This is a genomic window from Bacillus sp. 005/A4HT-01/001 (assembly GCF_004634445.1).
Taxonomy (GTDB): Bacteria; Bacillota; Bacilli; order Bacillales; family Bacillaceae; genus Bacillus; species Bacillus altitudinis.
Map to the genome: position 1 here is coordinate 182234 of NZ_SEIZ01000003.1, position 24124 is coordinate 206357.

General features: G+C 38.6%; 23 protein-coding genes and 2 pseudogenes. 14 read left to right on the plus strand and 11 right to left on the minus strand.

Going from position 1 to position 24124, the window contains the following annotated elements; all coding sequences use genetic code 11:
- The first annotated feature begins 5 nt into the window (after window positions 1–5).
- Window positions 6–665, plus strand: coding sequence for a type A chloramphenicol O-acetyltransferase (gene catA, locus ES896_RS10605; protein ID WP_008348362.1), 660 nt, complete (start codon window positions 6–8; stop codon window positions 663–665).
- 747 nt (window positions 666–1412) lie between these two features.
- Here catA and ES896_RS10610 read toward each other — a convergent pair.
- Window positions 1413–2069, minus strand: coding sequence for a TetR/AcrR family transcriptional regulator (locus ES896_RS10610; RefSeq protein ID WP_060832251.1), 657 nt, complete (start codon window positions 2067–2069; stop codon window positions 1413–1415).
- Window positions 2070–2141: 72 nt separating this feature from the next.
- Window positions 2142–2960, minus strand: coding sequence for an oxidoreductase (locus ES896_RS10615; RefSeq protein ID WP_008348355.1), 819 nt, complete (start codon window positions 2958–2960; stop codon window positions 2142–2144).
- A 265-nt stretch (window positions 2961–3225) separates the two neighbouring features.
- On the opposite strand from ES896_RS10615, the pseudogene ES896_RS10620 reads away from it, so the two are divergent.
- A pseudogene (locus tag ES896_RS10620) lies at window positions 3226–4045 on the plus strand (SMI1/KNR4 family protein).
- 41 nt (window positions 4046–4086) lie between these two features.
- Here ES896_RS10620 and ES896_RS10625 read toward each other — a convergent pair.
- The gene (locus ES896_RS10625; RefSeq protein WP_035392368.1) at window positions 4087–4335 is read right to left on the minus strand and encodes a DUF2651 family protein; all 249 of its coding nucleotides are present in this window, start codon (window positions 4333–4335) and stop codon (window positions 4087–4089) included.
- A gap of 593 nt (window positions 4336–4928) precedes the next feature.
- Here ES896_RS10625 and ES896_RS10630 point away from each other — a divergent pair.
- Complete coding sequence (locus ES896_RS10630; protein ID WP_046343313.1) at window positions 4929–5825, plus strand: macrolide 2'-phosphotransferase; 897 nt, start codon at window positions 4929–4931, stop codon at window positions 5823–5825.
- A gap of 44 nt (window positions 5826–5869) precedes the next feature.
- Here the strand turns inward: ES896_RS10630 and ES896_RS10635 are convergent, their stop codons facing one another.
- Both ES896_RS10635 and cuyB read right to left on the minus strand, forming a co-directional pair.
- Window positions 5870–6745: a LysR family transcriptional regulator gene (locus tag ES896_RS10635; RefSeq protein ID WP_035700384.1), complete on the minus strand. Its 876-nt coding sequence runs from the start codon at window positions 6743–6745 to the stop codon at window positions 5870–5872.
- A gap of 23 nt (window positions 6746–6768) precedes the next feature.
- Window positions 6769–7467, minus strand: a complete 699-nt coding sequence (cuyB, locus tag ES896_RS10640; protein WP_135226784.1) for a cysteate racemase — start codon at window positions 7465–7467, stop codon at window positions 6769–6771.
- A gap of 192 nt (window positions 7468–7659) precedes the next feature.
- On the opposite strand from cuyB, the gene ES896_RS10645 reads away from it, so the two are divergent.
- Complete coding sequence (locus ES896_RS10645; protein WP_135226785.1) at window positions 7660–8184, plus strand: DinB family protein; 525 nt, start codon at window positions 7660–7662, stop codon at window positions 8182–8184.
- Window positions 8185–8188: 4 nt separating this feature from the next.
- Here the strand turns inward: ES896_RS10645 and ES896_RS10650 are convergent, their stop codons facing one another.
- Both ES896_RS10650 and ES896_RS10655 read right to left on the minus strand, forming a co-directional pair.
- Window positions 8189–8752, minus strand: a complete 564-nt coding sequence (locus ES896_RS10650; RefSeq protein ID WP_035700391.1) for a GNAT family N-acetyltransferase — start codon at window positions 8750–8752, stop codon at window positions 8189–8191.
- Between the two features lie 16 nt (window positions 8753–8768).
- Window positions 8769–9674, minus strand: coding sequence for a LysR family transcriptional regulator (locus ES896_RS10655; protein WP_135226786.1), 906 nt, complete (start codon window positions 9672–9674; stop codon window positions 8769–8771).
- Between the two features lie 112 nt (window positions 9675–9786).
- Here ES896_RS10655 and ES896_RS10660 point away from each other — a divergent pair, with 112 nt between their 5' ends.
- Window positions 9787–10944 (plus strand): MFS transporter, encoded by a 1158-nt coding sequence (locus ES896_RS10660; protein ID WP_135226854.1) that lies wholly within the window; start codon window positions 9787–9789, stop codon window positions 10942–10944.
- 114 nt (window positions 10945–11058) lie between these two features.
- On the opposite strand, the gene lpdA is transcribed toward ES896_RS10660, so the two are convergent.
- Complete coding sequence (lpdA, locus tag ES896_RS10665; RefSeq protein ID WP_135226787.1) at window positions 11059–12453, minus strand: dihydrolipoyl dehydrogenase; 1395 nt, start codon at window positions 12451–12453, stop codon at window positions 11059–11061.
- 181 nt (window positions 12454–12634) lie between these two features.
- Between lpdA and ES896_RS10670 the strand changes: the two genes are divergently transcribed.
- Window positions 12635–13204 carry a TetR/AcrR family transcriptional regulator gene (locus tag ES896_RS10670; protein ID WP_025207183.1) on the plus strand — a complete coding sequence of 190 codons (570 nt, stop codon included), beginning with the start codon at window positions 12635–12637 and terminating at the stop codon, window positions 13202–13204.
- A 20-nt stretch (window positions 13205–13224) separates the two neighbouring features.
- Window positions 13225–13644, plus strand: a complete 420-nt coding sequence (locus ES896_RS10675) for a GNAT family N-acetyltransferase (protein ID WP_017359613.1) — start codon at window positions 13225–13227, stop codon at window positions 13642–13644.
- Between the two features lie 92 nt (window positions 13645–13736).
- Here the strand turns inward: ES896_RS10675 and ES896_RS10680 are convergent, their stop codons facing one another.
- Window positions 13737–14108, minus strand: coding sequence for a BLB8/JUQZ-1 family protein (locus tag ES896_RS10680; RefSeq protein ID WP_008348328.1), 372 nt, complete (start codon window positions 14106–14108; stop codon window positions 13737–13739).
- A gap of 338 nt (window positions 14109–14446) precedes the next feature.
- A pseudogene (locus ES896_RS20535) lies at window positions 14447–14506 on the minus strand (YunG family protein); the annotation flags it as partial.
- A 252-nt stretch (window positions 14507–14758) separates the two neighbouring features.
- Between ES896_RS20535 and alr the strand changes: the two are divergent.
- Window positions 14759–15940, plus strand: a complete 1182-nt coding sequence (gene alr, locus ES896_RS10690) for an alanine racemase (protein WP_046343326.1) — start codon at window positions 14759–14761, stop codon at window positions 15938–15940.
- A gap of 74 nt (window positions 15941–16014) precedes the next feature.
- Here alr and ES896_RS10695 read toward each other — a convergent pair whose 3' ends face one another.
- Window positions 16015–17127, minus strand: a complete 1113-nt coding sequence (locus tag ES896_RS10695; protein ID WP_007498906.1) for an NAD(P)-dependent alcohol dehydrogenase — start codon at window positions 17125–17127, stop codon at window positions 16015–16017.
- Window positions 17128–17341: 214 nt separating this feature from the next.
- On the opposite strand from ES896_RS10695, the gene ES896_RS10700 reads away from it, so the two are divergent.
- The 6 genes from ES896_RS10700 (at window position 17342) to hag (ES896_RS10725) (ending at window position 24108) form a co-directional block, all read left to right on the plus strand.
- Window positions 17342–17956 carry a TetR/AcrR family transcriptional regulator gene (locus ES896_RS10700; protein WP_007498904.1) on the plus strand — a complete coding sequence of 205 codons (615 nt, stop codon included), beginning with the start codon at window positions 17342–17344 and terminating at the stop codon, window positions 17954–17956.
- A gap of 146 nt (window positions 17957–18102) precedes the next feature.
- Window positions 18103–19584, plus strand: coding sequence for a Kelch repeat-containing protein (locus ES896_RS10705; protein WP_135226788.1), 1482 nt, complete (start codon window positions 18103–18105; stop codon window positions 19582–19584).
- Between the two features lie 230 nt (window positions 19585–19814).
- On the plus strand, window positions 19815–20717 hold the full coding sequence (gene hag, locus ES896_RS10710) for a flagellin Hag (RefSeq protein ID WP_017367065.1): 903 nt from the start codon (window positions 19815–19817) through the stop codon (window positions 20715–20717).
- A gap of 274 nt (window positions 20718–20991) precedes the next feature.
- Window positions 20992–21912: a flagellin Hag gene (hag, locus tag ES896_RS10715; protein WP_008346310.1), complete on the plus strand. Its 921-nt coding sequence runs from the start codon at window positions 20992–20994 to the stop codon at window positions 21910–21912.
- Between the two features lie 213 nt (window positions 21913–22125).
- Window positions 22126–22998, plus strand: coding sequence for a flagellin Hag (gene hag, locus ES896_RS10720; RefSeq protein WP_008346308.1), 873 nt, complete (start codon window positions 22126–22128; stop codon window positions 22996–22998).
- 288 nt (window positions 22999–23286) lie between these two features.
- The gene (gene hag, locus ES896_RS10725; protein ID WP_008346306.1) at window positions 23287–24108 is read left to right on the plus strand and encodes a flagellin Hag; all 822 of its coding nucleotides are present in this window, start codon (window positions 23287–23289) and stop codon (window positions 24106–24108) included.
- Window positions 24109–24124 lie beyond the last annotated feature (16 nt).

Genomic DNA, 24124 nt, shown 5'->3' on the forward strand with positions numbered 1-24124 from the left:
AAAAAATGTTTAAACAAATAGATGAAAATTATCCGAGAAAAGAGCACTTTCATCATTATATGACGGTAACCCGATGCTCATATAGTCTGGTGATCGATCTAGACATCACAAAATTGTATGCAATATTAAAAGAAAAAAGGCTAAAAGTATATCCTGTGCAAATTTATTTGTTAGCAAGAGCTGTGCAAAAATTACCGGAATTTCGGATGGATCAAGTGAACGATGAACTTGGTTACTGGGAGATTCTCCATCCTAGTTATACGATTTTAAATAAAGAAACAAAGACGTTTTCAAGTATTTGGACGCCTTATGATGAAAACTTTGCTCGGTTTTATAAAAGCTGTGTAGCGGACATGGACACTTACAGCAAAAGCAGCAGCCTATTTCCGAAACCTCATATGCCAGAAAACATGTTCAATATTTCAAGCCTGCCGTGGATTGATTTTACTTCTTTTAACCTTAATGTATCTACAGATATAACTTATTTACTGCCAATATTTACGATAGGCAAGTTTAAGGTGGAAGAAGGAAAAATCATTCTGCCCGTTGCGATTCAAGTACATCATGCTGTTTGTGATGGCTATCATGTCGGTCAATATGTTGAATATTTGAGATGGCTTATAGAACATTGTGAAGAGTGGTTAGATTCATTGGATATGTCCTGAATGTCAGGAGTGATTTGCAAGAGGTGTTCCCGTGGAATTTAAAAGATAGCTTAAAGCAGACTTAAATGAGTCTGCTTTTTTGTTTTTTGATGAAAATTTAAACGTGACAAGTAGCTATTAATGGCAATAAAGATTTGTTTCTCATTTATTTTTGCGGTTTCTTTTCGGTGTTTTGTAAATTCTATCATGTGATAATAAATGGAATATAAGGGAACTTAATGAATTGTGAGTAGGGGATGTAGAAAATTTCAGCTTGAAACTGTTTTCAAGAGTAGGCCTGAAAAGTGATTTGTGATGATTCTGAGTATATTTAAGCTTCTAAGTCAATTAAAGATAGGTGATAAACTACGTAGTAATGGAATATAGAACGTTAATTCAACCATAGCAATTCATTATGCTGCTAGGGTTTACAGGAAATATGGTTTCGATTTTGATAAATATTAAACAAGTTATGGTTTATGACAACGTAAAAAAGATTAACAAATTAAATAACAGCCCAACAAAAGGTTAAATAAAATTTTGAAATTATTAAAACAAAATCAATGCGGAATACAACAATCAAAGAACAACAAAAAACATGTCGAAACACGACGATGATTGCTCGACGCACAGCATCTCAAAATGTATAAAACATATGAAAACAGACCTTAAGGAGGTCTGTTTTCATATTGGCTTCAGTCAAAATCATCATGAACATGAGGAAGATGTAAGTGTTGTATGCACTTTTGTTGTGCACAACATTTTATGTCAAGCCTCAAGGTTGTGTAAATAACCATCAAGATAAAAAGACATTGTATTCATCACATCTGTTTTAAAATCTCGTTTAAATTCATGCAAATTATGATTTTCAATAATAGTAATGACTTCATCTGGTAAAGTGGCAGTGAGTTTGCATCCAGTGATAATCGCTGCTTCAGCTTGAAAAATATCCATCACTTGCGCCTCATTGATCACATCATTTGAACAAAGTAAGTCTGTCATTTCCGTTAGCTTTTGAAATAATAACAGTTTTGATTGAAGCATGGTATCAGAGTCGATGTTTCTTTCCAAAACAGACGTGCGAATGGCTTCTAATCTAATGTACATAGGATTTTTATCAATGATTTCTTCCAATTCTTTCAGAAAAAGTTGTTTGATATCCTGAAGGTTTTTGATCTGTGTTTCAGAAATAATTTCAATGAAGCGTTCTAGTCTCTTTACATATTCCCGGCATAATAGTTGGAAGAAAAGAGCTTCTTTTGTTTTGAAATAAACAAATAGTATGCCCTTTGATAGCTTCGTTTCTTTGGCGATATCTGACATTTTGATTTGGTTATATTCATGTGTCTCAAAAAGCGCTGCTGCTTTATCTAAAATCGCTTGAGCTCTTAGAGCCTTCGCTTCATCTGTCATCGCTCGTTTCATTATTTTCAACCTCCATTTCAAAGGTAATTTTGATTTGGAGTCAGACAAAGAGATATTTAGGGGAGCAAGTGATTAGCTGAATCTTTTAATGATTTTGTCAAACGTACGATCACCCAGGAGATTTTTCATAAACACCATAGGTTTAGCACCAAACCCAACCAAATAGCGCGTTTTAGGTTTCGTTACAGTGACAGCTTTCACAATTGTATTTGCAATGACATCTGGTTTTGTTAAATTACTTCCTGAATACGTTTTTACCATATTATCTGCTGATTTGTTGGCAGCTTCTTTATAAGCTCCTTTTGCTGAAGCAGTTTTAAGTTTTTCTGCTGCAATGACGCCCCAATCGGTTGCGATCCCGCCAGGTTCCACAACAATCACATCAATACCAAATGGTTCAACTTCTAACCGTAAGCAATCAGAAAAACCTTCTACTGCAAATTTTGTAGCGTGATACCATGCGCCAAATGATGTCCACACTTTACCACCCATAGAAGAAATATTGACGATCTTTCCATAGTTGTTTTGTCTCATATTAGGCAGAACAAGCTGCGTCATTCTGGCCAGTCCAAACAGGTTGACTTCTACTTGTCTTCGAGCTTCTTCCATAGATACATCCTCCACCGCACCATATGAGCCATAGCCGGCATTATTGACAAGCACGTCGATTCTTCCTTCTTTGTCCAAAATCTCACGTACACAGTTTACCATAGACTCTTCATCAGTGACATCAAGTGAAATGGTGTGAATTCCTTGAGAGATGAGATCCTCCATCATTTCTTTTCGACGAGCAGCACCATAAACAATAAAACCTTTCTTATTTAATTCAATTGCTGTGGACTTTCCAATACCTGCTGATGCACCTGTGATAAGAGCAACTTTTTTACTCATTCGTTCTTCCTCCTTTTAATGACCTTTGGTCAATTATATATGACTTAGGGTCAATTATAAATGACTGACGGTCAACTGTAAAGGGGAATATGAAGATGTTTTATCATTTGTTTTAATGGTCGAATTTATGACCATGAAACGCTTTAAGAGTACAAAAAAGGTGTTTAATACTTTGACCGCCAATGGCCGGAGGATCTGGTGGTCATTTTAAAAATATGAATGATATACTTATCTCAATAAATACTGGGAGGCATCCATTTTGAATTTGAAATCATTCTGGGAGAAAGATGAAGAGAGTCCTTTTACGTTAGAAAAGATAGATGAGGAACAAATTCGTGAAGCCGAGGGAACACTTGGAGTCACTTTACCCGATACATACAAAAAACTCATTTTAGAATGGAATGGTGGTTTTACAGTTCGTAATGCTTTTCCAACCGAACGGCCGAATTCATGGGCAGAGGATCATGTTCAATTCGATCATCTAAGAGGAATCGCTAAAGATGATGGAATTATGAATAGTGTTCAGTTAAGTGATGAATTGGAGCTACCAGAGGGATTTGTTTTCATCAGCGGGGAAGAAGATACATGGATTGCCATGGATTATCGAGAAACGAAGGAACATCCTCCTATTCACTATTTCGATTTAGAGCTGGAAGTAGATTTTAAGCTGGCAGATAGTTTCGATGCGGTTATATACAGCTGACGACGCCATGGTTGAAGTAATAGAGATTGAGGAGGAAGCTTCGGATTTATATATCAGTAAAGAAGAGCTTGAACACATTTTTGAGAGAGGAGACCTTCGTCAGCAGAATCTCTTCAAAATGGCACATTATCCGATGGAAGACATTGAAGAGATCGCATGGTTTTTCTTGCGCATGAAACAGTGCATCAAACAGATAAAAGATCAACATGTCTTGTATGAAACAGCTACTGCTATTCACTCCAACCTTCTGTTAAACCCAGATATGCCAAGGAATGACCGTATTAATCAAGAGCTGCAAGAAATTGCTGAATTTCTAGAAAATAGTGAAGATCCGAATACCGCCTTTTTGGGAGAGGACATTCATCCAGTGAAAAAACGATAGTGAAAGATGAAAAGCCCTTTCTAGGGCTTTTCGAATGTAGTTTATGATCTCTTTTTATTTAAAATTTTCATAATGAATAATGCTATATATGAAGCAATGAATGAGCCTAAAGTGTAAACAACAGCCCAGCCAAAGAAAGAGACATTGAAAAGTGTAAATGTCAGAATGAGCAAAATGATAAAGCTCACAATTGGCATGAAATAAACCTTTTGTACAAACAATGTGACGATAAAAGAAGCGATGATCATACTGACTGGAAGCAAGCCGAATGCGAATTCTAAATGAGTCATATCCATTCTCCTTTTAAATGACTTAGCTACATTTGATTTGTTCTCATTGTCTCTCTTACACTCAAAATTCATAGTACATCGGGTTTTTGAGTTTAATAAATTATATTAGACAGAAGAATCAATAACCATATCATAACACATAAAAATGAAATTATTTCATTTTATGTAATTTAAAGGGTTTTTGATGATTTTAAATCTTTCTTTTTGTCATCTTATTGAAAGTCATATTTAAATAACGTATAGTAAATTTATATGATATAGAGGAGGATGGTTAAAAATGATGCATGCAGGAAGATTACGCCAGAAAACTTTGAATCAGTAATTTCATATGTTCAAAGGCTCTGTTTTCATCAAACGGAGTAAACGGGGTAGTCTGCACATTTTTAATGATCTTCAGCGGGAAAGTATGCAATTTCACTAGAAAAGAGGCAGCTAATCGGTCTGTCTTTTTTTGTATGTTTTTTATGATGCAAAGAAAGGCATATGTCTAGCTTTGTTTACTCTGACCACATAAAGTAGCCTGTTTGTGGGTTTTGTGATGATATTCTTGATGCCTATTGATCATGACTAAATGAACAATTGGAGGATTGGATATGAATAGACTGGAATTAAAGCAGTTAGTCAAACATCACGGATTAGAGATTTTAGAGAATACCATCAAAATAAATGAATCAGGTGTGGATTTCCGTGTCGCTCACGTCGAAGATTTACATGGTGATCAATGGATAATAAGAATGCCTCGCAGACCTGAATCAATGAAACATACCTTACAAGAAAAAAAGACATTAGATTACATTAGTAATCAGGTTCACTTTCAGGTTCCTAAGTGGTCTATCTTTACAGAAAGTCTGATTGCTTATAAACAATTAGAGGGGGTACCGGCGGCTAGTATTGATGTGGAACAGCAATCTTATGAGTGGAGATTTGACCAAACGAATGTACCGCAAGCTTATTATGAATCATTAGGAAGAGTTTTAGCGAATGTACATTCCTTAGATCAACAGCCTTTTAAAACGATCGGTGTGGACATGCTCAGTGCTCATGAATTAAGAGGATCAATGAAACAGCGAATGGAACGTGTCAAATCGCAATACACCATTAACAGCGGTTTATGGGAGCGCTGGCAAGAATGGCTAGCTAAAGATTCTTTATGGCCGCCTTTTGTGGGAGTGAAGCATGGAGATTTGCATCCTGGTCACATTCTGATTGATGAAAATCAATGTGTTACCGGTGTGATTGATTGGTCTGAAGTGGGGGTTGGTGATGTATCTGCAGACTTTTTGTCGCATCAACTTCTCTTTGGGAAAGAAGGATTAACGAAACTTATCCATGCGTATGAAAAAGCAGGCGGGAGAACTTGGTCAGGAATGGATGAACATATAATAGAACTTCTGACGACAAGTGCGATCACTGTGGCCGAGTACGCACAGAGATCAGGATTGAAAGATATGTATGAAACGGCAGCATACATGTTGGCAAACGAAAGCTAATCAATCAGAACAAATCCAAAAAAAGCCCCTAAAAAGGGCTTTTTTTAATCTAATTCATGAAAAAACTGTTTGAGTTGATCAATGAAAACGGATTTGGATTTTCCTTTTTTATAAATGAACTCAATATTGATGTTGAAATTGATAGATGGCTCAATTGAAATTTGTTTTAGTGTTCCTTGTTTTACTTCATTTCTAACACAATGATGAGGTAGAAACGATAGTCCCATTCCTTGTAGCACTAAATTTTTTGCAGTTTCCATATGATCAACCTCAATGGAGATGTTCGGTGTAATATTGTTTTTTTGAAATAATCGGTGGAGCATCAACCAATCAAATGACCCATAGTCAAAGAAAATAAACGGTTGTTCTTCTAGTTCATTCATATTGATGTTGCCTAGGCTTGCAAGCGGGTGATGAGTTGGGACGAACAGCCCGATTGGATCGCTGAAAATCGGGATTGATTCAATTTGAGGATGTGTTTCAGTCCTGACAATGCCAAAGTCTACTTGGTTGTTAATCACTTTTTGGACAACATCCTTTGAATGTCCTGTTACAATTTTCACTTTCAGGTTTTCGTATTTTTCTTTTAGGGCGGGCAATATGTTAGGCAATAGATTATTGGAAATAGAGGATGCGCATCCAATCGTCAATTCATAAGGGATCATCGTTTGTTTGAGACTATGCTTTGCTTCTTGATAAGAATGGAGAATCTTTTTGGCATGCGGGTAAAACTGTTCACCTTTTTCCGTCAGAGATAGTTTATTTCTCTGTCTATCAAATAATTTCAGGTCTAATTCTTTTTCTAACGATTGAATACGTGCCGATACAGAAGGCTGGGTTAAATACAATGCTTCTGCAGCTTTATTGATACTTCCTAGCTGGCATACATAAATAAACGCTTCTATATTCTCAATATTCATGTTATCCCCTTATATGACGTTTTTTAGATGTTTAGTTTTTCAAGCTCATACACTAATTTTACAGCTTCTTTCGCCAAAATGACAGTAGGGTCAATCACTTTCACAGCTTTGGTTGACCTTAGAACTAAAGGAATTTCTGTACAGCCGGCAATGATGGCTTCTGCTCCTTGATTGATTAAAATTTCTGCAGCTAACGCCAGTTCACTTTCGCCTTTACTCAATTTCCCTGCTTTCACGGCATAAATCCCATTCATCACGTTTTTCTGAAGATTTTCACTAGGAGTCATGACATTAATCTTGTGATGGGCACAAGCCTTTTGATAGAGCTGGGTTTTTAATGTGCCATCAGTACATAGTAAGCCCACAGACGTATAGTGATGTTTGTTCAGGTGCTTTGCGGTTTCTAATGGCATATTCATGATAGGGATATGAGTGGATTGTTGTACGTTTTCTAAAAAGAAGTGAGCGGTATTGCATGCAATCAGAATAAAGTCCGCTCCTGCGCGTTCTAATCTTTTAGCTGATGCAATCATATATTCTGTAGGATCTTCGCCTTTCCCAAATATGGCATTGGTTCTATCAGGGATTTGCGGATAATTATCAGCAATCACATGTAAATGATCCTGATCTTTAATAGCTGGTGTATGAGAAATGATTTTTTTCATCAGATCAATCGTCGCTAAAGGGCCCATACCACCCATAATACCAATTGTTGTAGACATGCATATCACCACATTTCATTTTTTTCTATTATAAAAAAAGAAAGGATGGTGAGTGTTATAGAAAAGTTCTATTTGTATATAGAAGGTTGATCAAAAGCACCTTTTAATTTCTTCTTTATCTGTTTTACGGTATGAGTTGCAATCTAATCAAAAAACATTAGAATAAAGAAAAATTGATAAAGGAGCTACCATATGAATTTCAATTTGAATGAAGCTTTAGATATGTTGAGTCGAACTCCTCGTACATTAGAAAGTCTTTTGTCAGGTTTATCGAAGGGTTGGCTTCACAGTCGTGAAGGGGAGGGAACGTGGAATCCCGTTGAAGTCATTGAACATTTGATTGAAGCAGAGAAATCCAACTGGATTCCTCGATTAAGTGTCATTCTTGCTGATGGAGAGAATACCCCATTTCCTGCATTTGACCGCTACGCCCATTTGAATCAAACTGAAAGACAGATAGAACAAGCACTAGCGGAGTTTCATCATGTGCGGATGGAGAATGTGGCATACATTCAGCGTATGACACATTCAAGTCTTGATCTAGAGAAAAAGGGCCTCCATCCAGAATTCGGCGTCGTGCAAGTGAGCGAATTACTTTCTGCGTGGGTTGTCCATGATTTCACCCATATCTCCCAAATTGTTCGGGTCATGGCGGAACGATATCGAACCGATGTAGGCCCGTGGAGCGCTTATTTAGGGATTTTGAATAGAAAATAAATGTTTAATGACGCTTCGCGGCCCACTCGGATTGAAGAATCGCATATTGATACTCATCGACCCAATGTCCTTTTGACATATAATTTTGTAGCAAATGTCCTTCGCGTCTCATGTCTAAACGTTCCAGCACTCGAATAGATTTTTCGTTTCGTACATCTGTAAAGGCAATGATTTTATGCTTGTTCAGTGTAGTGAAAATATATTCGATCATTGAATTCAAGGCTTCATGAATATAGCCCTTTCCTTGAAATTCAGGCGCGAGTGTAAATCCTATTTCAACGATTCTAGGCTCGCTGCCGAGTGTATGAATGGCGCAATCTCCTATCAACTGATTGGATTCAGATAAGGCAATCGCGTATTGAAACCACGTCCCTGGTTGATTAGGTTGTTGCGTCATTTGGTGTTGAACAAATGATTCAGCGTCTTCGTGCGTGTAGTTTTCCCAGGATTGAAATGTGGCAATAGAGGGGTTTGATCGGTATTGATAAAATGCTTCAATATCCTGCTGATCAAACTGACGAATCACAACCCGGTTTGTTCTTGTAAATATGCTGTTTGCATTTTTCATGTGTTACCCTCACTTTTTAGTTTGTTTTTGATTTGAAAAAGTCTATTAGCCATTCAGATAGCTGTTTTTGCGCTTTGGTCACAAATCGATCAGCATAATACGTTAATTCAAGATGCCGAACAGGAGCAGGGGCAGAAATAGGAATAGAGACAATATTAGGCCATGCTGAATGTTGCTTTAACAGCCCTCTTGGCTGGATGGTGGCACCGATCCCGGCTTCAACCAACTGCAATAATGAAGTGGCAGACCCAACATCCATGACTGTGTCCAATTCAAAACCGTGTTCTTTACATACGTCATCGACCAAATCTCTTCCTAGGTAGCCTTTTGGATACATGACCAGTGCATGCTTTGTCAGCTCTTTTAGCGTCACTTCACGCCTTTTTGCCAGTTCACTGTCTGAATGAACAAACAATTCGTAGGGCTCATCGCCAAGTGGAATTTGAATCAGTCGTTTATCCGCAGGCCCGCGCAGCCCAATTCCGATATCGACTTTATGTGAGAGCACCTCGTCACGAACAAAGATGGTCGAAAAAGCCTTTAGATTGATCTCTGGATACAGCGTTTTAAATTCTACAAAAAGCGGAACAAGCTGAAAGTCAAGATCAGAGGGAAGGACGGCAAGCCGAACGGTACCCCGCTGTTCAGATAAGAGTTCTTTCATAGCATTTTTGGCATCTCGCTCAGCCTGAAGCATTTTCATGCCATATTGATAAAGAAGCGTACCAGCTTCAGTTGCAACTACTTTTTTACCGATTCGGTCAAAGAGCGGCATCCCAACTTCAGCCTCAAGCAGCTGAATCTGTTGGCTTAATGTAGGCTGTGATATACCTAGTTGCTCTGCAGCCTTTGTGAAATGTAAATGATCGAATACAGCCATAAAATAGGTAATGTGACGAGTATCCATATGCCATCCTTTCATTAATGATAGTATTTTCCTATCATCATAATACGAATTATTGTATTGATCAATGAATGAAGCGGATTTATACTCATAGTAACCTCAACAAGATGAGAGAGGAAGAAGAGTATTGATAAAAAAAATATTTTATTTAGCTGCTTTATTTTTAGCTGCCTTAAACTTGCGCCCAATCATTACATCCGTAGCTTCTATGATGAGCATGACTCAATCAGACCTTGGCGTTAGTGCACTCACGGCAAGTCTTTTAACCACTTTGCCGGTCTTGTGCATGGGAGTGTTTGCCCCTGTAGCAACGAAACTAAGCCGGCGGTTTGGATTAGAGAGAACCCTTTTTTTCTCAATTTTTCTTATCACAATTGCGACTGGACTGCGTGGTACAAGTCAAACGGTTACCATCCTTCTTACGACTGCTTTTGCAGGAGGAGTTGGAATTAGTTTTGCCGGACCATTGTTGTCTAGTTTTATTAAAAAGTATTTCCCGAAAAGTCCTGGGATTGTCAGTGTGTACTCTATATCGATGACAGTTGGAGCTGCACTTGCTTCGGGCTTGACCATTCCGATTTACCTTCGCAGTGAGCATAACCTTCCACTTGCGTTATCTTGCTGGGCGGTTTTAGGCGTTATTGCACTGATTTTATGGCTCGGTCTAGCTCGTCAAAACCAACAAGCGGATCTTGCAGACGTGCCGCTGAGATTACCGCTGCGAAACAAAAAAGCCATTCAATTCACCTTGTTCTTTGGCTTTATGTCTAGCATGTTCTATTCGTTAACAGCGTGGATTTCACCCATTGCGCTTGATTTTGGGAATAGTCCGCAGTATGCCGCCATGCTGCTTACGATATTTACGCTCATTCAGATTCCGGTGGCATTACTCGTTCCAAACATCGTCAATCGTCTAGGAAAGCCGAAATTATTTCTGATCTTATGCAGTTTGTCAGAGCTGATTGGCCTCATATTCCTTCTATTGCCAATGCCGATCCTGCCAGCTGTTATTTTTCTAGGGATTGGAGCAGGTGGATTATTTCCTTTGGCGCTTATGTTGCCTATTATTGAAACGCGTACGCCAGAAGAAGCCGGTACATGGTCAGCGATGTCACAGATGGGCGGGTACATCATGGGAGGATTTGGTCCATTTTTAATCGGTTTGATTTTCGATATCAGCGGACATTTTCAAGCTGCTATTGTCGCAATGCTCGCCATCGTGATGCTGATGATTGGCGTGCAGTTATCGATGAAGTTAGGGAAAAAACGTGATGAGGTATCCAATTAAAGATCAATATACCGCTGCTTTTATATCATGACTCAATTGAAATCGCCATAGCCTATTCCTAAGTAGGCTATGGCGATTATTTTACTCAATTTTTAAAAGATGCACCTGAATGAATTATCGTGCCAGATTTTTTTCAACTTTACGAGTGGCCATTTCTGCAGCCTCCATGATCATTTCACCTAATGTTGGGTGAGGATGAATCGTCATGGCTAAATCTTCTACTGTAGCACCAATTTCAATAGAGAGAGAAAGTTCTGATATAAGAGTAGATGCCTCTGCACCTACGATTTGTGCTCCTAAAATAAGGCCAGATTCAGCATGGGCCACAATCTTCACAAATCCTTCTGGTTCTTTTAATGCAAGCGCTCGGCCATTAATGGAGAACATTGTTTTCCCAATGACAGTCGGAATGGATTGTTGCTTGCAATCCGTTTCGCTTAGTCCAACACTCGCCAATTCTGGGCTGGAAAAAACAACAAGTGGGATCGCTTTATAATCGATCATCGAAGGTTTCCCGGCGATTGCCTCTGCTGCCACCTTCGCTTCATAGGAAGCTTTATGAGCCAGAGCAGGACCCTCGGTGATATCACCAATTGCATAAATGTGCGGAATGGAAGTTCTGCATTGTTCATCAATTTTAACTAGTCCGTTAGGGGTAATGGACAAACCGATAGAATGGAGACCTAATGTTCCATCTGTATTCGGTTTTCTTCCGACAGTAATCAGTGCATATTCCGCTTGCACCGTGTAACTTTCTTTCTGTTTCTCATAATGAAGATCAATTCCGCTCATATGCTGCTCGGCACCTATGACGTTTGCTCCTGTAATCACGGTGATGTTATCTTCTTTCAATTGTCGAACAACAGGGGAGACAAGTTCACTTTCAAAGCCAGGCAATACTTGATTACCGCCTTCCAGAATGGTGACTTTTGATCCAAACCTTGCAAACATCTGTCCGAGTTCAACACCAATATATCCACCCCCAACTACGACAAGGCTTTTAGGGATTTCGGGAAGGGATAGTGCTTCAGTGGAAGACAATATACGACCTCCGAAAGGGAGTGATTTAATTTCAATTGGACGAGAGCCGGTTGCTAATATAAGGTGTTTGAAGTTGATTCGTTTTTCACCTTTTTCGGCATGTTGAATCACCGCTGTATGCTGATCGAACAAGCTTGCATCGCCTTCCAAAATGGTAACTCCAGCTGACTTTAACAAAAATTGGACGCCTCCAGCTTGTTTTTCCACAACAGCTTTTTTGAACGCTTGAGCTTCATTGAAAGAACCGCTTTCTTGAAAACCACCCCATTGTGTGCGGAGTTTGAACCGCTCTGCTTCTGCTATTAGCGCTTTAGAAGGGATACAGCCTACATGGGTGCATACGCCACCTAACTGATCACGTTCTACAATCGCAGTCTTCATGCCGAGATGAGCTGAACGTAACGCCGCCACGTAGCCTCCCGGACCTGATCCAATCACCAATGTATCTACTGTTTCTAAATGAATCATTTCTTACACCTCCAATTTCAAAATATGATGATCATAATATATTATAGTCATCATATTTTGGCGAAGTCAATCCCATCTGAGTGAGGAAAGATGGATTTTAGTCAATTGACACAAGATAATATGATAATTATAATATTTTAATAAATACACTTAGATGAGTTAAAAGGAAGGAGAAAAGAGGATGCCTTATCCGAAAGGTCATAAGTCAAAAGTGAGAGAGCAGATCATCGCTAGTGCTGCACGAGCATTTCGAACAAATGGCGTCCGTAGTATCAGTTTGCCATACATTATGAAAGGGGCAGGTCTAACTCATGGAGGGTTTTACGCTCACTTTAAGAACAAGGATCAGTTGGTGATAGAGACTTTTCATTTTGCTATTACTGATACGATCAAGCTGCTGCAAAGTGTTGCAGACAAGAAAACAGACCAGCCTCGAATTCAGACGATCATTGACTTTTATTTAAGTTCCGTTCACCGTGATCAGACGGAGATCGGCTGTATATTGCCTGCACTGGCAGGGGAGATTGCTCAATTATCGCAAGAGGTACGTAAAGCCTATACAGATGAATTGAAACGGTTTATGGCGTTTACAGCTGATACGGGAAACATAGATCTCTCTACCAGTTACGCACTAGTAAGCAGCATGATTGGTACAATTGCTCTTGCACGAGCTGTCAATGATTCGCAGTTCAGTGATCAATTGTTAATGGCAGGTAGAACACAGGCAAAACACATTTTAAATTCAAATTAAAAAACATAGGGGATGTTGCGATGTTGATTAGAGAAGCAAGCATAGAAGATTATCCACAATTAAGACAAATCTATTTAGAATCCCGACGTCAGAGCTTTCACTGGCTCAATACAGAAGAAATCAAACTGCAAGATTTTGATCAAGATACGCAGGAAGAGCAAATTTTCTTAACTGAGGAGAACAATAAAATCCTTGGATTCATCTCATTATATGTACCAGATCGTTTTATTCATCTCTTGTTTGTACATCCAGAAGCTGCTGGTCAAGGGGCTGGCGATCTGTTGCTGAAACATGCGATCAAAGTGCTCGGAACACCAGTCACCCTCAAATGTGTATCCGAAAATCACAAAGCTTTGTCTTTTTATCAAAAAAGAGGATGGAAGGCTGTTGTAGAGGAAGGGGAGCCTGGGGCGAAGTACTGGGTGCTTGCTTATGAATAAGGATAAAATTGTAAAATAATCTAATGTGACTCACACGTTAGGTATTGGTGATCCTGCTTAAAAAAAAGCCTCCATAATAGAGGCTTTTTAATTTACTTTCTAACCGTTATATAAAGAGCGCCTAATAGAGCGCCATTTGATTTATACATCCATACTTCTACTTGGTTACTACCTGAATCTTTTAACCCTTTAATATCTCTACCGGATACAGAGACATACTGTGATCCTTTCACAACAACAGCATATGAGGCAATGTCATCAATAGGATAACTAGATCCTACGTTAATTGTGATATTTCTTGCATTTGTTTTAATTGGAGCATCCGCGGATAAAGATTTTAGCGTAATAGGCATAGATGAAAGATGATTAGTTTGAACGGATTCTTGAGCAGAAGCAACCCCTCCAATAGTAAAAGTCAATGCAGAAACAGCAATAAGAGAATACATAGATTTCTTCATTTTCATTCTAAAGCACTCCTTTTAAATTAGTTTACAAGTCATTAATTCGATATTAAATCGAGATATTCCTGTTAAAAAGTGTTAATTAATTGTGAACATTTTCCTTTCGGGATGAATTGAAATTTTCTGTGAAGAAAACGACTTAATATCTATCTATTAAAAATTTAAAACATTATTTTTTAGTAAGAATATTGCTCATTACTCGTATTGCTAAAGCTCCTTCTCGATTTGAATATCTACCTATTTTAAGAAATTTCCTCAGAGAATTGTGAAGAGGAAAAGTCTAATCTTTTCCCATGGATGATATTGAAAAAAATCTAGCCATTTCCTAATTCTATCTTCATTCATTCGCCGCTTAAAAGATCATTTACAACTAAAGAAGTGACACGGCATTGACCGTTTGCGGGACTCTATTTTGAACTAGATTGTGAAAGCCAAGCTTTATCAAGAGCATCATAATTATTTCAGTTTTGTAAGGTCCTATCATTAATGTCATTTCAGTGTGAATGTAAGTATTCAAGTCTATATAGGCTTTTTCAAGAATTAACAGGTCTTGGTTCTTATTGAATGTTTTTTGTATAAATGAATAAAGATAGACTATATGTTAAAACGAACACAAATTACAGAAGAAACTTATGTTAAAAGGAGGAACGATTATGAAAAAACTTTGCCGGGAAGTCTGGATCGAAGTTAATCTTGATGCAATTAAAAGAAATATCGAAGCCATTCAAGCGCATATTCCAAAGAAGAGTAAGATCATGGCTGTCGTGAAGGCGAATGCTTATGGACACGGTTCAGTGGAGGTAGCGCGGCAGGCACTAGAAAGCGGTGCGACGGAGCTCGCAGTTGCTAGCTTAGAAGAAGGGATTGTATTGCGAAGAGCAAAAATAGAAGCACCTATTCTTGTGCTTGGATTTACACCGCTCGATTGTGTGAAAAGGGCCGCAGCCTGGAGAATTGATCTCTCCGGCCTTCGAGAAGACTGGATTGCTCAAGCAAATGAGATCTTAGCGGAAGAAGAAAGCAAGCGACGGCTTGGGATTCATGTCAATGTTGACACGGGGATGGGGCGATTAGGTGTACGGACAAAGGAAGAGCTGTTAGCGGTGGTGAAGGCGCTTGAAAAGAGTGAAAACCTGAGGTGGGATGGAATATTTACGCATTTCTCCACTGCGGATGAGCCTGACCCTGATTTCACGTTGCTGCAGCACAGCATCTTCATTGATTTTCTTCGGTTTTTGAAAGAAGAAGGGATCAAACTGCCGACCGTACATATGAACAATACAGCTGCTTCGATTGCGTTTCCTGAATTTAGTGCCGATATGATCCGGCTTGGTATCGGACTTTATGGATTGTATCCCTCGCAATACATTGAAAGCTTAGACGCTGTTCAGCTAGAGCCCGCTCTCAGTTTAAAAGCAAGAATTGCGTTCGTGAAGAAAATGGTGACAAAGCCAAGAACGGTCAGCTATGGGGCAACCTATGTGGCAAAGCCTGACGAAGTCATTGCAACCATACCGATTGGTTATGCAGATGGGTACTCACGTGCTTTATCCAATCGAGGGTTTATGCTTTTCCGCGGAGAAAGAATGCCGATTGCTGGCCGAGTCACAATGGATATGACGATGATCAGCTTAGGAGAGATGAAAGCAAAGCAAGGCGAGGAAGTCGTCATTTATGGCCGTCAAAAGGGCGGAGAAATTTCTGTTGATGAAATTGCTGAAATGCTCAATACGATTAACTATGAAGTCATTGCAACATTAAGCCGCCGTGTTCCAAGGTTTTATCGTCGAGGCGGGAAGATTATTAAAATATCGACGCCGGTGATGTATGTGTGAAAGTAAGGACAGCATGAAATTGCAAAAATCCCCCTTTATAAAGGGGGATTTTGAGTTTCACGTCTTATTTCGACTTAAGCTCGATACTCTTTATCCAAAATAAGAATTGGTTTAATCGTAGATCCATTTTTAGAATCTTCAAAGGCTTGTTCAATCTCTTCTAATTCGTAGAATTTTGCTAGTTTCTCAACAGGGAATTGTCCATTTTTAAAGAACTTGACTAGTTTAGGAATGAATAGTTGAGGAACGGCATCTCCTTCTATCACACCTTTTAACGTGAGCGCATTGAGCATGAGATCATTTGTGACATTAAACGTTAAATCGCGCTTTCCTACTGCTACTGTTGCACAAGTTCCTTTGACACGCAGGCAGTGAAGGGCAGCTAGTGTGACTTCTGGTACTCCAGTTGTTTCAAATGAGTAATGTGCTCCTTTTCCTTCTGTGATTTCCTTAACTTTTTCAGCTGGGTTCTCATGTTTACTGTTGATGACATGTGTTGCACCTAATTCTTTTGCTAGCTCAAGGCGGCTATCATGGATATCAACGGCAATAATCGGGTCACAGCCTGCAATTTTTGCTGCCATTAACCCACTTAAACCAACAGCGCCTGTACCGAACACAACAAAGCTTGTACCTGGAGCTGGAGCAAGTGAATTTAAGACAGTACCGCTCCCAGTCATTAAGCCGCAGCCAAATGGTCCTAAATAACGTAAATCAGTTTCTTTGTCTACTTTCACCACATTTTTCTCATCAACCGTTGCATATGTACCAAATGACGATTGACCAAAAAATTGTGATACATCTTGATGATCATGTGTATGGATAGGCGTTTCATTATGTTTATTACGACCAGAAAAATTCAGTGGAATCATGTTTTCACATCCACCAGCGTTCCCGTCAAGACAATTATGGCAATGACCGCAATAAGCGAAACCAAGTACAACGTGGTCTCCTTCTTGAACGGTTGTGACATTAGAACCTGCTTTTACGACAATGCCAGAGCCTTCATGTCCTAATAAAGCAGGACGTGGGACAGGAAGCGTGCCATCTAATACAGTGGCATCCGTATGACAAACGCCAGATGCAACGATTTTGACAAGCACTTCATCTGCTTTTGGATCATCTAGTAATAATGTTTGTTTCTCGAAATCTTTTTCATTTGTTGTGACCATCGCTTGAATTTCCATATCATGTGCCCTCACTTTTTGTATAGTATAATATTCTGAAGAAAGGTTAGATCAAATGTCACAAAAAATTCATTTCTTTATGACTAAGTTGATTGTAGGACGAAAGATTTTCCGTTTCAATCAGCAAAAAAACTTTTTTGTATAGGTTTTCAACACAAAAGAATTTTTGTATCTCTAATCAACATTTTTTTAAAATTGTCTAAAGGAGGGGCCCATGATCAAAAAAGAGGATCGCCGTGTTGAGCGAACAAAAGAAACACTTCGTCAAACATTCAAAATACTAGTAAAAGAAAAAGGGTATTCACACGTAAAAGTGAAGGATATTGTGGAAAAGGCAAACTATAATCGGACGACATTTTATGTGCATTATGAAAGTAAAGATGAATTAGCAGCAGATGTTATTCACCGGGAAATGGTCGATTTCGAATATGAATTTTGTAAGCCGACTCGTGAAAATCCACTGTTGGATTTAACTCGCATGAAACCAGAGGGCACTGATGTATTTCAATATATCGTTGAAAATCGCGACTATTATGATTTATTAGTGATGGAAGACCGAATTCCCCACATACAAGAACAATTGCTTAAGAAAATACAATATATCTTCAAAAATAGAATGTCATTTGTGAGTGATCAGTATGAAGAAATCAACGACAGTTATTTTGTCCAGTATCGTTCATACGGGATCTTTGGTTTTATCATTGAATGGATCAGAAATGACTACAATGCATCTCCCTCAGAAATGGCACGCCGCATTATCAATTTATTATATATTCAGTCCTCACTTATGATTCAGTTGAAAGACGAAGAAGTGATTATGAAAAGGTGATGTCAGATAAATTTGATATATGTTGAATGATATTAATAGAAATAAGTGCATCCTGAATTTACGATGGGGCACAATGATAAAAATTAAATTTTATTACAAATATGTCGATAAAAGGAGGGGAATTTAAGAGATGGAGGAAAGAAAAGATGAAAAAAGGATTATTTTTAGTGTTTTTAGCCATTTTTATGATGGTCACAATTCATCCGTTAAATGCTCATGCAGCTGAGACAAATGGTTGGACGAAGCGAGCGGACTTACCGGAAGAACGTATCGGAGCAAGTGTAGGTGTAGTTGACGGAAAAATATATGTATTCGGTGGAGCTAGCCAGCAGTCTAAGTTCAATGATTCAACATATATGTATGATCCTAAAACTGATTCGTGGACAGAAAAATCAGCTATGCCAAGGTCAAGAACAGGTGCTGCTTATGCGACAGTAGATAAAAAAATCTATGTCATTGGCGGTCTCTATGAAACGACTAAAACAGTTCATAGAACTATGGATGTTTATGATACAGAACTTGACCAATGGACAGAAGAATCAATTAAGATGCCTGATAAATTTATATATAAATCCTATACAACAGGTGCCTTACGAGCTGTTACAGTTGGAGAAAAGATTTATATCGTATCCTCTTTATCATCCTATAAAGAAAATTTTTATTCTTATGATACGGTAAGTGGAGAGTGGGAATCTTTAGATAGTTCCCTATTAGTGAATCACCAAGGTAGAAGTATTTCAGAAATAAATGGGAAAATATATATTGCTGGTGGTGAGGCTAATGTTAGCCGAGGGAAAGATAAAGACATTTTAGAATATGATAGGTCGCTAGGGAAGTGGCAACGCTTAAAGGATGTTCAATTAAATTCTTTTGCCTATGAAGCTGCATTTGCGACATATAATCATAAACTATTTATCATTGGTGGACAGCAAATTGGAGATAGATCTAGCAAATTATTAAAACAAGTTCAAATATTTGATCCAAAAACTAGTCAAGTTAAAGATTCTTTATATGAAATCCCTGAAGGTAGAGTTGGATCTGTGGCAGTTATTGCTGATGATCAATTATATGTTATTGGTGGAAGAGACTATGCTGAATCAATTGGTAGTCATTCTGTCAAAAACAATTTTAAATCTGTTATCTCTATTCCATTAAAAGATCTGCAAAAAGTGTCAACGGATCAGGAGGAAACAAAGCCAGGTGATGATACAACCGAAGAGCCGAAAGATCAGGACGGGACAAAGCCAGGTGATGATACAACCGAAGAACCGAAAGATCAGGACGGAACAAAGCCAGGTGATGGTACAACAGAAGAGCCAAAAGATCAGGACGGAACAAAACCTGGTGATGGATCAACCGAAGAACCGAAAGATCAGGATGGAACAAAGCCAGGGAAAGAATCAACAAAAGGTATACTTTCAATTACTATGATAAACGGACTGCAAAAGGATTATCTGCTCTCAATGAAAGAAATCAACAATTTTCTTAACTGGTACAAAGAAAGAAGCTTTGGAATTGGGATGAACTTCTATGAAATCAATGATGAGCATAATAAAGGGCCTTTTACAAGTAAGAAGGATTATGTGGTGTACCAAAATATCCTAATGTTTGATATCAAACAATACTGATATTCATATAATGGAAAAACTGCTGGTGAAAGATCAGTAGTTTTTGTTTTTGTGAAATTGTTAAAATTAGGACTAATGTCATTAAAAATGCGTTATTTTTTAAAAAATCTGTTAAACATCCTATAACCATATCCGATATTAAAATTGTCAGGGTTGATAAGCCCTAGAACGAAGGACTTTTTTCAGACAAGGACGTCTGTCAGGTCCCACATACATGGAGGTAATAGGAAATGAGAATTAACCACAATATCGCAGCACTTAACACATTAAACCGTTTATCTGCAAACAACGGTGCGAGCCAAAAGAACATGGAGAAACTTTCTTCTGGTCTTAAAATCAACCGTGCAGGAGATGACGCAGCAGGTCTAGCGATTTCTGAAAAAATGCGTGGACAAATCCGCGGATTAGAAATGGCTTCAAAAAACGCACAAGATGGTATCTCACTTATCCAAACAGCTGAAGGTGCATTGACTGAAACTCATTCAATCCTTCAACGTGTACGTGAGCTTGTTGTTCAAGCTGGAAACACGGGTACACAAGACGATACAGATCTTGGTGCAATTCAAGAAGAAATCAAGAACCTTGTCCAAGAAATTGGTAATGGTTCTGAGAAAAATGGTATCTCTGATCGTACTGAGTTCAACGGTAAAAAATTGTTGAATGGTGCTTTCGCTAATGGTACAGCTACTTTAACTTTCCAAATCGGTGCAAATAAAGCACAAAAATTAGATGTAAATATCGAAGCAATGTCTTCTGATAAAATTGGTGCTACTCAACCAGATGGAACTCTTGTAACTGGTCAAGCGGTCTCTAACATTGATGTTACACAATTCGCTGCTGCTACACCAACACTTACATTTGATCAGCAACTAGACATCGTAGATGGTGCAATCAAACAAGTTTCAAATCAACGTTCTAAACTAGGTGCGGTTCAAAACCGTCTAGAGCACACAATCAACAACCTTGGTGCTTCTGGTGAAAACTTAACAGCTGCTGAGTCTCGTATCCGTGACGTTGACATGGCGAAAGAAATGAGTGAGTTCACTAAGAACAACATTCTTTCTCAAGCGTCTCAAGCTATGCTTGCACAAGCGAACCAACAGCCACAAAACGTACTTCAATTACTACGTTAATGAAAGGCCCCTTTATGGGGCTTTTTTGTTTTGTTCCTATTCAATTTAATACAGGTTATGTGCTCATCACTTGAACGAATAGCATAATAGAAATCTATTTAAAACTAAATGGTGAATAAAGATATGTAAAATTGATCAATATATATTAAAAAATGTTAAACTTCCTATGAAATAAGCCGATAAAAGAATTGTCAGGGTTGATAAGCCCTAGAATAAAGGACTTTTTTCAGACAAGGATGTCTGTCAGGTCCCACATACATGGAGGTAATAGGAAATGAGAATTAACCACAATATCGCAGCACTTAACACACTGAACCGTTTATCTGCAAACAACGGTGCGAGCCAAAAGAACATGGAGAAACTTTCTTCTGGTCTTAAAATCAACCGTGCAGGAGATGACGCAGCAGGTCTAGCAATCTCTGAGAAAATGCGTGGGCAAATCCGCGGATTAGAAATGGCTACTAAGAACGCACAAGACGGTATCTCTCTTATCCAAACGGCTGAGGGTGCATTGACTGAAACTCACTCAATCCTTCAACGTGTTCGTGAACTAGTGGTTCAAGCTGGAAACACGGGTACACAAGACGATACAGATCTTGGTGCAATTCAAGAGGAAATCAAGAACCTTGTCCAAGAAATTGGAAATGGTACTGATAAAAACGGTATCTCTGATCGTACAGAATTTAACGGAAAGAAATTACTTGACGGTACGTTCAGCGCAGCTGGTGCTACACCAAAATCATTAACTTTCCAAATTGGTGCAAATAAAGCACAAAAATTAGAAGTTAATATTGAAGCAATGTCTTCTACAGCACTTGGTGCGGTTGATCCCGGTACTGGTGCTCTTATTGCAGACCACGCAGTAGCTGACATCGATGTAACACAATTTGCTGATCCAGCTGCTGCTGGCGCACTTTCTTTTGATGATCAATTAGATATCGTTGATGGGGCGATCAAACAAGTATCTGACCAACGTTCTAAACTCGGTGCAGTTCAAAACCGTCTAGAGCACACAATCAACAACCTTGGTGCTTCTGGTGAAAACTTAACAGCTGCTGAGTCTCGTATCCGTGACGTTGACATGGCGAAAGAAATGAGTGAGTTCACAAAGAACAACATTCTTTCTCAAGCTTCACAAGCAATGCTTGCACAAGCAAACCAACAACCACAAAACGTACTTCAATTACTACGTTAATGAAGAGCCCTATATGGGGCTTTTTTTGTTTCCTAACTTCATACAGTTCATAAAACTGAATATGTTAAAATGCGATAAAAAATATTAAAGAATGTTAAACTTCCTATAAAATAAACCGATAATACACTTGTCAGGGTATATAGACCCTAGAAAAAAGGACTTTTTTCAGACAAGGACGTCTGTCAGGTCCCGCATACATGGAGGTAATAGGAAATGAGAATTAACCACAATATCGCAGCACTTAACACATTAAACCGTTTGTCTGCAAACAACGGTGCAAGCCAAAAGAACATGGAGAAACTTTCTTCTGGTCTTAAAATTAACCGTGCAGGAGATGACGCAGCAGGTCTAGCAATCTCTGAAAAAATGCGTGGACAAATCCGCGGACTAGAAATGGCTTCTAAAAACGCACAAGACGGTATCTCTCTTATCCAAACAGCTGAAGGTGCATTGACTGAAACTCACTCAATCCTTCAACGTGTTCGTGAACTAGTGGTTCAAGCTGGAAACACGGGTACACAAGACGATACAGATCTTGGTGCAATTCAAGAGGAAATCAACAACCTTATCAAAGAAATCGGTGGCGGAACGGATGGAAATGGAATTTCTGATCGTACTGAATTCAACGGTAAAAAATTGTTGAATGGCGACTTTGAAACAGATACATTAACATTCCAAATTGGTGCAAACAAAGCTCAAAAATTAGATGTGAACATCAAAGCGATGTCTGCTGATAAAATTGGAACAGATCCAACTGACGCTACTAAAACAGTATCTGCTATTAAAGTAACTGATTTTGCAACAACTAGTTTCGATGATCAACTAGATATCGTTGACAATGCAATTAAACAAGTTTCAGATCAACGTTCTAAACTTGGTGCAGTTCAAAACCGTCTAGAGCACACAATCAACAACCTTGGTGCTTCTGGTGAAAACTTAACAGCTGCTGAGTCTCGTATCCGTGACGTTGATATGGCGAAAGAAATGAGTGAGTTCACTAAGAACAACATTCTTTCTCAAGCGTCTCAAGCTATGCTTGCACAAGCGAACCAACAGCCACAAAACGTACTTCAATTACTACGTTAATGAAAGGCCCCTTGATGGGGCTTTTTTTAATGCCGTTTTTTCTTCGTTTTTTCTCCTTAATTATGATTCTTAAATCCCTCTGATAAATCATGAAAAATGACCTTTAAATTTGGCATACTCTAGCGAAACAATCATAATGAATAAGACTTTTTCCTTATTTATTCCTTTTTTGTTAAACATATTCCATTAAAGTTCGATAAATGGATTGTAAGGCTTACAAAAAAATTCTAATTTAGAACTTTTGGACATGGATGTCTAATTGGTTCAAACACATGGAGGTCATTTAATATGAGAATTAACCACAATATCGCAGCACTTAACACACTGAACCGTTTGTCTGCAAATAATGGAGCAGGGCAAAAGAACATGGAGAAGCTTTCTTCTGGTCTTCGTATCAACCGTGCAGGAGATGACGCAGCAGGTCTTGCGATTTCTGAAAAAATGCGTGGACAAATCCGGGGGTTAGAAATGGCGTCTAAAAACGCACAAGATGGTATTTCTCTTATTCAAACAGCTGAAGGTGCATTAACTGAAACACATGCGATTCTTCAACGTATGCGTGAGTTGACAGTTCAAGCGGGTAACGTAGGTACACAGCAGACTGAGGATTTAACGGCGATTCAAGATGAGATTAAAGCACTTGTTGAAGAGATTGATGGTATCTCAAGCCGCACAGCATTTAACGGAAAGAACCTTTTAAATGGAGATGTTACAGACGGATTCCAATTCCAAATTGGTGCGAACAAGGAACAACATATTATTGTTGAAATTGGTAAAATGGATGCAGAAACATTAACAGTTAAAGATATTGATGTAAGTGTTGATGGCTTCAATTTCGATACTGAAATTGAAAAAATTGATGCGGCAATCGGCGCTGTATCTAAACAACGTTCATCACTTGGGGCGGTCCAAAACCGTCTAGAGCACACAATCAACAACCTTGGTGCTTCTGCTGAAAACTTAACAGCTGCTGAGTCTCGTATCCGTGACGTTGATATGGCGAAAGAAATGAGTGAGTTCACTAAGAACAACATTCTTTCTCAAGCGTCTCAAGCAATGCTTGCACAAGCGAATCAACAGCCACAAAACGTACTTCAATTATTACGTTAATTAAAAGCCCCCGTTG

Excerpts from the sequence above, each read along its gene's own strand:
- catA (WP_008348362.1), top strand. The coding sequence starts at position 6 with ATGTTTAAACAAATAGATGAAAATTATCCGAGAAAAGAGCACTTTCAT.
- ES896_RS10610 (WP_060832251.1), bottom strand. The coding sequence starts at position 2,069 with ATGAAACGAGCGATGACAGATGAAGCGAAGGCTCTAAGAGCTCAAGCG.
- ES896_RS10615 (WP_008348355.1), bottom strand. The coding sequence starts at position 2,960 with ATGAGTAAAAAAGTTGCTCTTATCACAGGTGCATCAGCAGGTATTGGA.
- ES896_RS10625 (WP_035392368.1), bottom strand. The coding sequence starts at position 4,335 with ATGACTCATTTAGAATTCGCATTCGGCTTGCTTCCAGTCAGTATGATC.
- ES896_RS10630 (WP_046343313.1), top strand. The coding sequence starts at position 4,929 with ATGAATAGACTGGAATTAAAGCAGTTAGTCAAACATCACGGATTAGAG.
- ES896_RS10635 (WP_035700384.1), bottom strand. The coding sequence starts at position 6,745 with ATGAATATTGAGAATATAGAAGCGTTTATTTATGTATGCCAGCTAGGA.
- cuyB (WP_135226784.1), bottom strand. The coding sequence starts at position 7,467 with ATGTCTACAACAATTGGTATTATGGGTGGTATGGGCCCTTTAGCGACG.
- ES896_RS10645 (WP_135226785.1), top strand. The coding sequence starts at position 7,660 with ATGAATTTCAATTTGAATGAAGCTTTAGATATGTTGAGTCGAACTCCT.
- ES896_RS10650 (WP_035700391.1), bottom strand. The coding sequence starts at position 8,752 with ATGAAAAATGCAAACAGCATATTTACAAGAACAAACCGGGTTGTGATT.
- ES896_RS10655 (WP_135226786.1), bottom strand. The coding sequence starts at position 9,674 with ATGAAAGGATGGCATATGGATACTCGTCACATTACCTATTTTATGGCT.
- lpdA (WP_135226787.1), bottom strand. The coding sequence starts at position 12,453 with ATGATTCATTTAGAAACAGTAGATACATTGGTGATTGGATCAGGTCCG.
- ES896_RS10670 (WP_025207183.1), top strand. The coding sequence starts at position 12,635 with ATGCCTTATCCGAAAGGTCATAAGTCAAAAGTGAGAGAGCAGATCATC.
- ES896_RS10675 (WP_017359613.1), top strand. The coding sequence starts at position 13,225 with ATGTTGATTAGAGAAGCAAGCATAGAAGATTATCCACAATTAAGACAA.
- ES896_RS10680 (WP_008348328.1), bottom strand. The coding sequence starts at position 14,108 with ATGAAAATGAAGAAATCTATGTATTCTCTTATTGCTGTTTCTGCATTG.
- alr (WP_046343326.1), top strand. The coding sequence starts at position 14,759 with ATGAAAAAACTTTGCCGGGAAGTCTGGATCGAAGTTAATCTTGATGCA.
- ES896_RS10695 (WP_007498906.1), bottom strand. The coding sequence starts at position 17,127 with ATGGAAATTCAAGCGATGGTCACAACAAATGAAAAAGATTTCGAGAAA.
- ES896_RS10700 (WP_007498904.1), top strand. The coding sequence starts at position 17,342 with ATGATCAAAAAAGAGGATCGCCGTGTTGAGCGAACAAAAGAAACACTT.
- ES896_RS10705 (WP_135226788.1), top strand. The coding sequence starts at position 18,103 with ATGAAAAAAGGATTATTTTTAGTGTTTTTAGCCATTTTTATGATGGTC.
- hag (WP_017367065.1), top strand. The coding sequence starts at position 19,815 with ATGAGAATTAACCACAATATCGCAGCACTTAACACATTAAACCGTTTA.
- hag (WP_008346310.1), top strand. The coding sequence starts at position 20,992 with ATGAGAATTAACCACAATATCGCAGCACTTAACACACTGAACCGTTTA.
- hag (WP_008346308.1), top strand. The coding sequence starts at position 22,126 with ATGAGAATTAACCACAATATCGCAGCACTTAACACATTAAACCGTTTG.
- hag (WP_008346306.1), top strand. The coding sequence starts at position 23,287 with ATGAGAATTAACCACAATATCGCAGCACTTAACACACTGAACCGTTTG.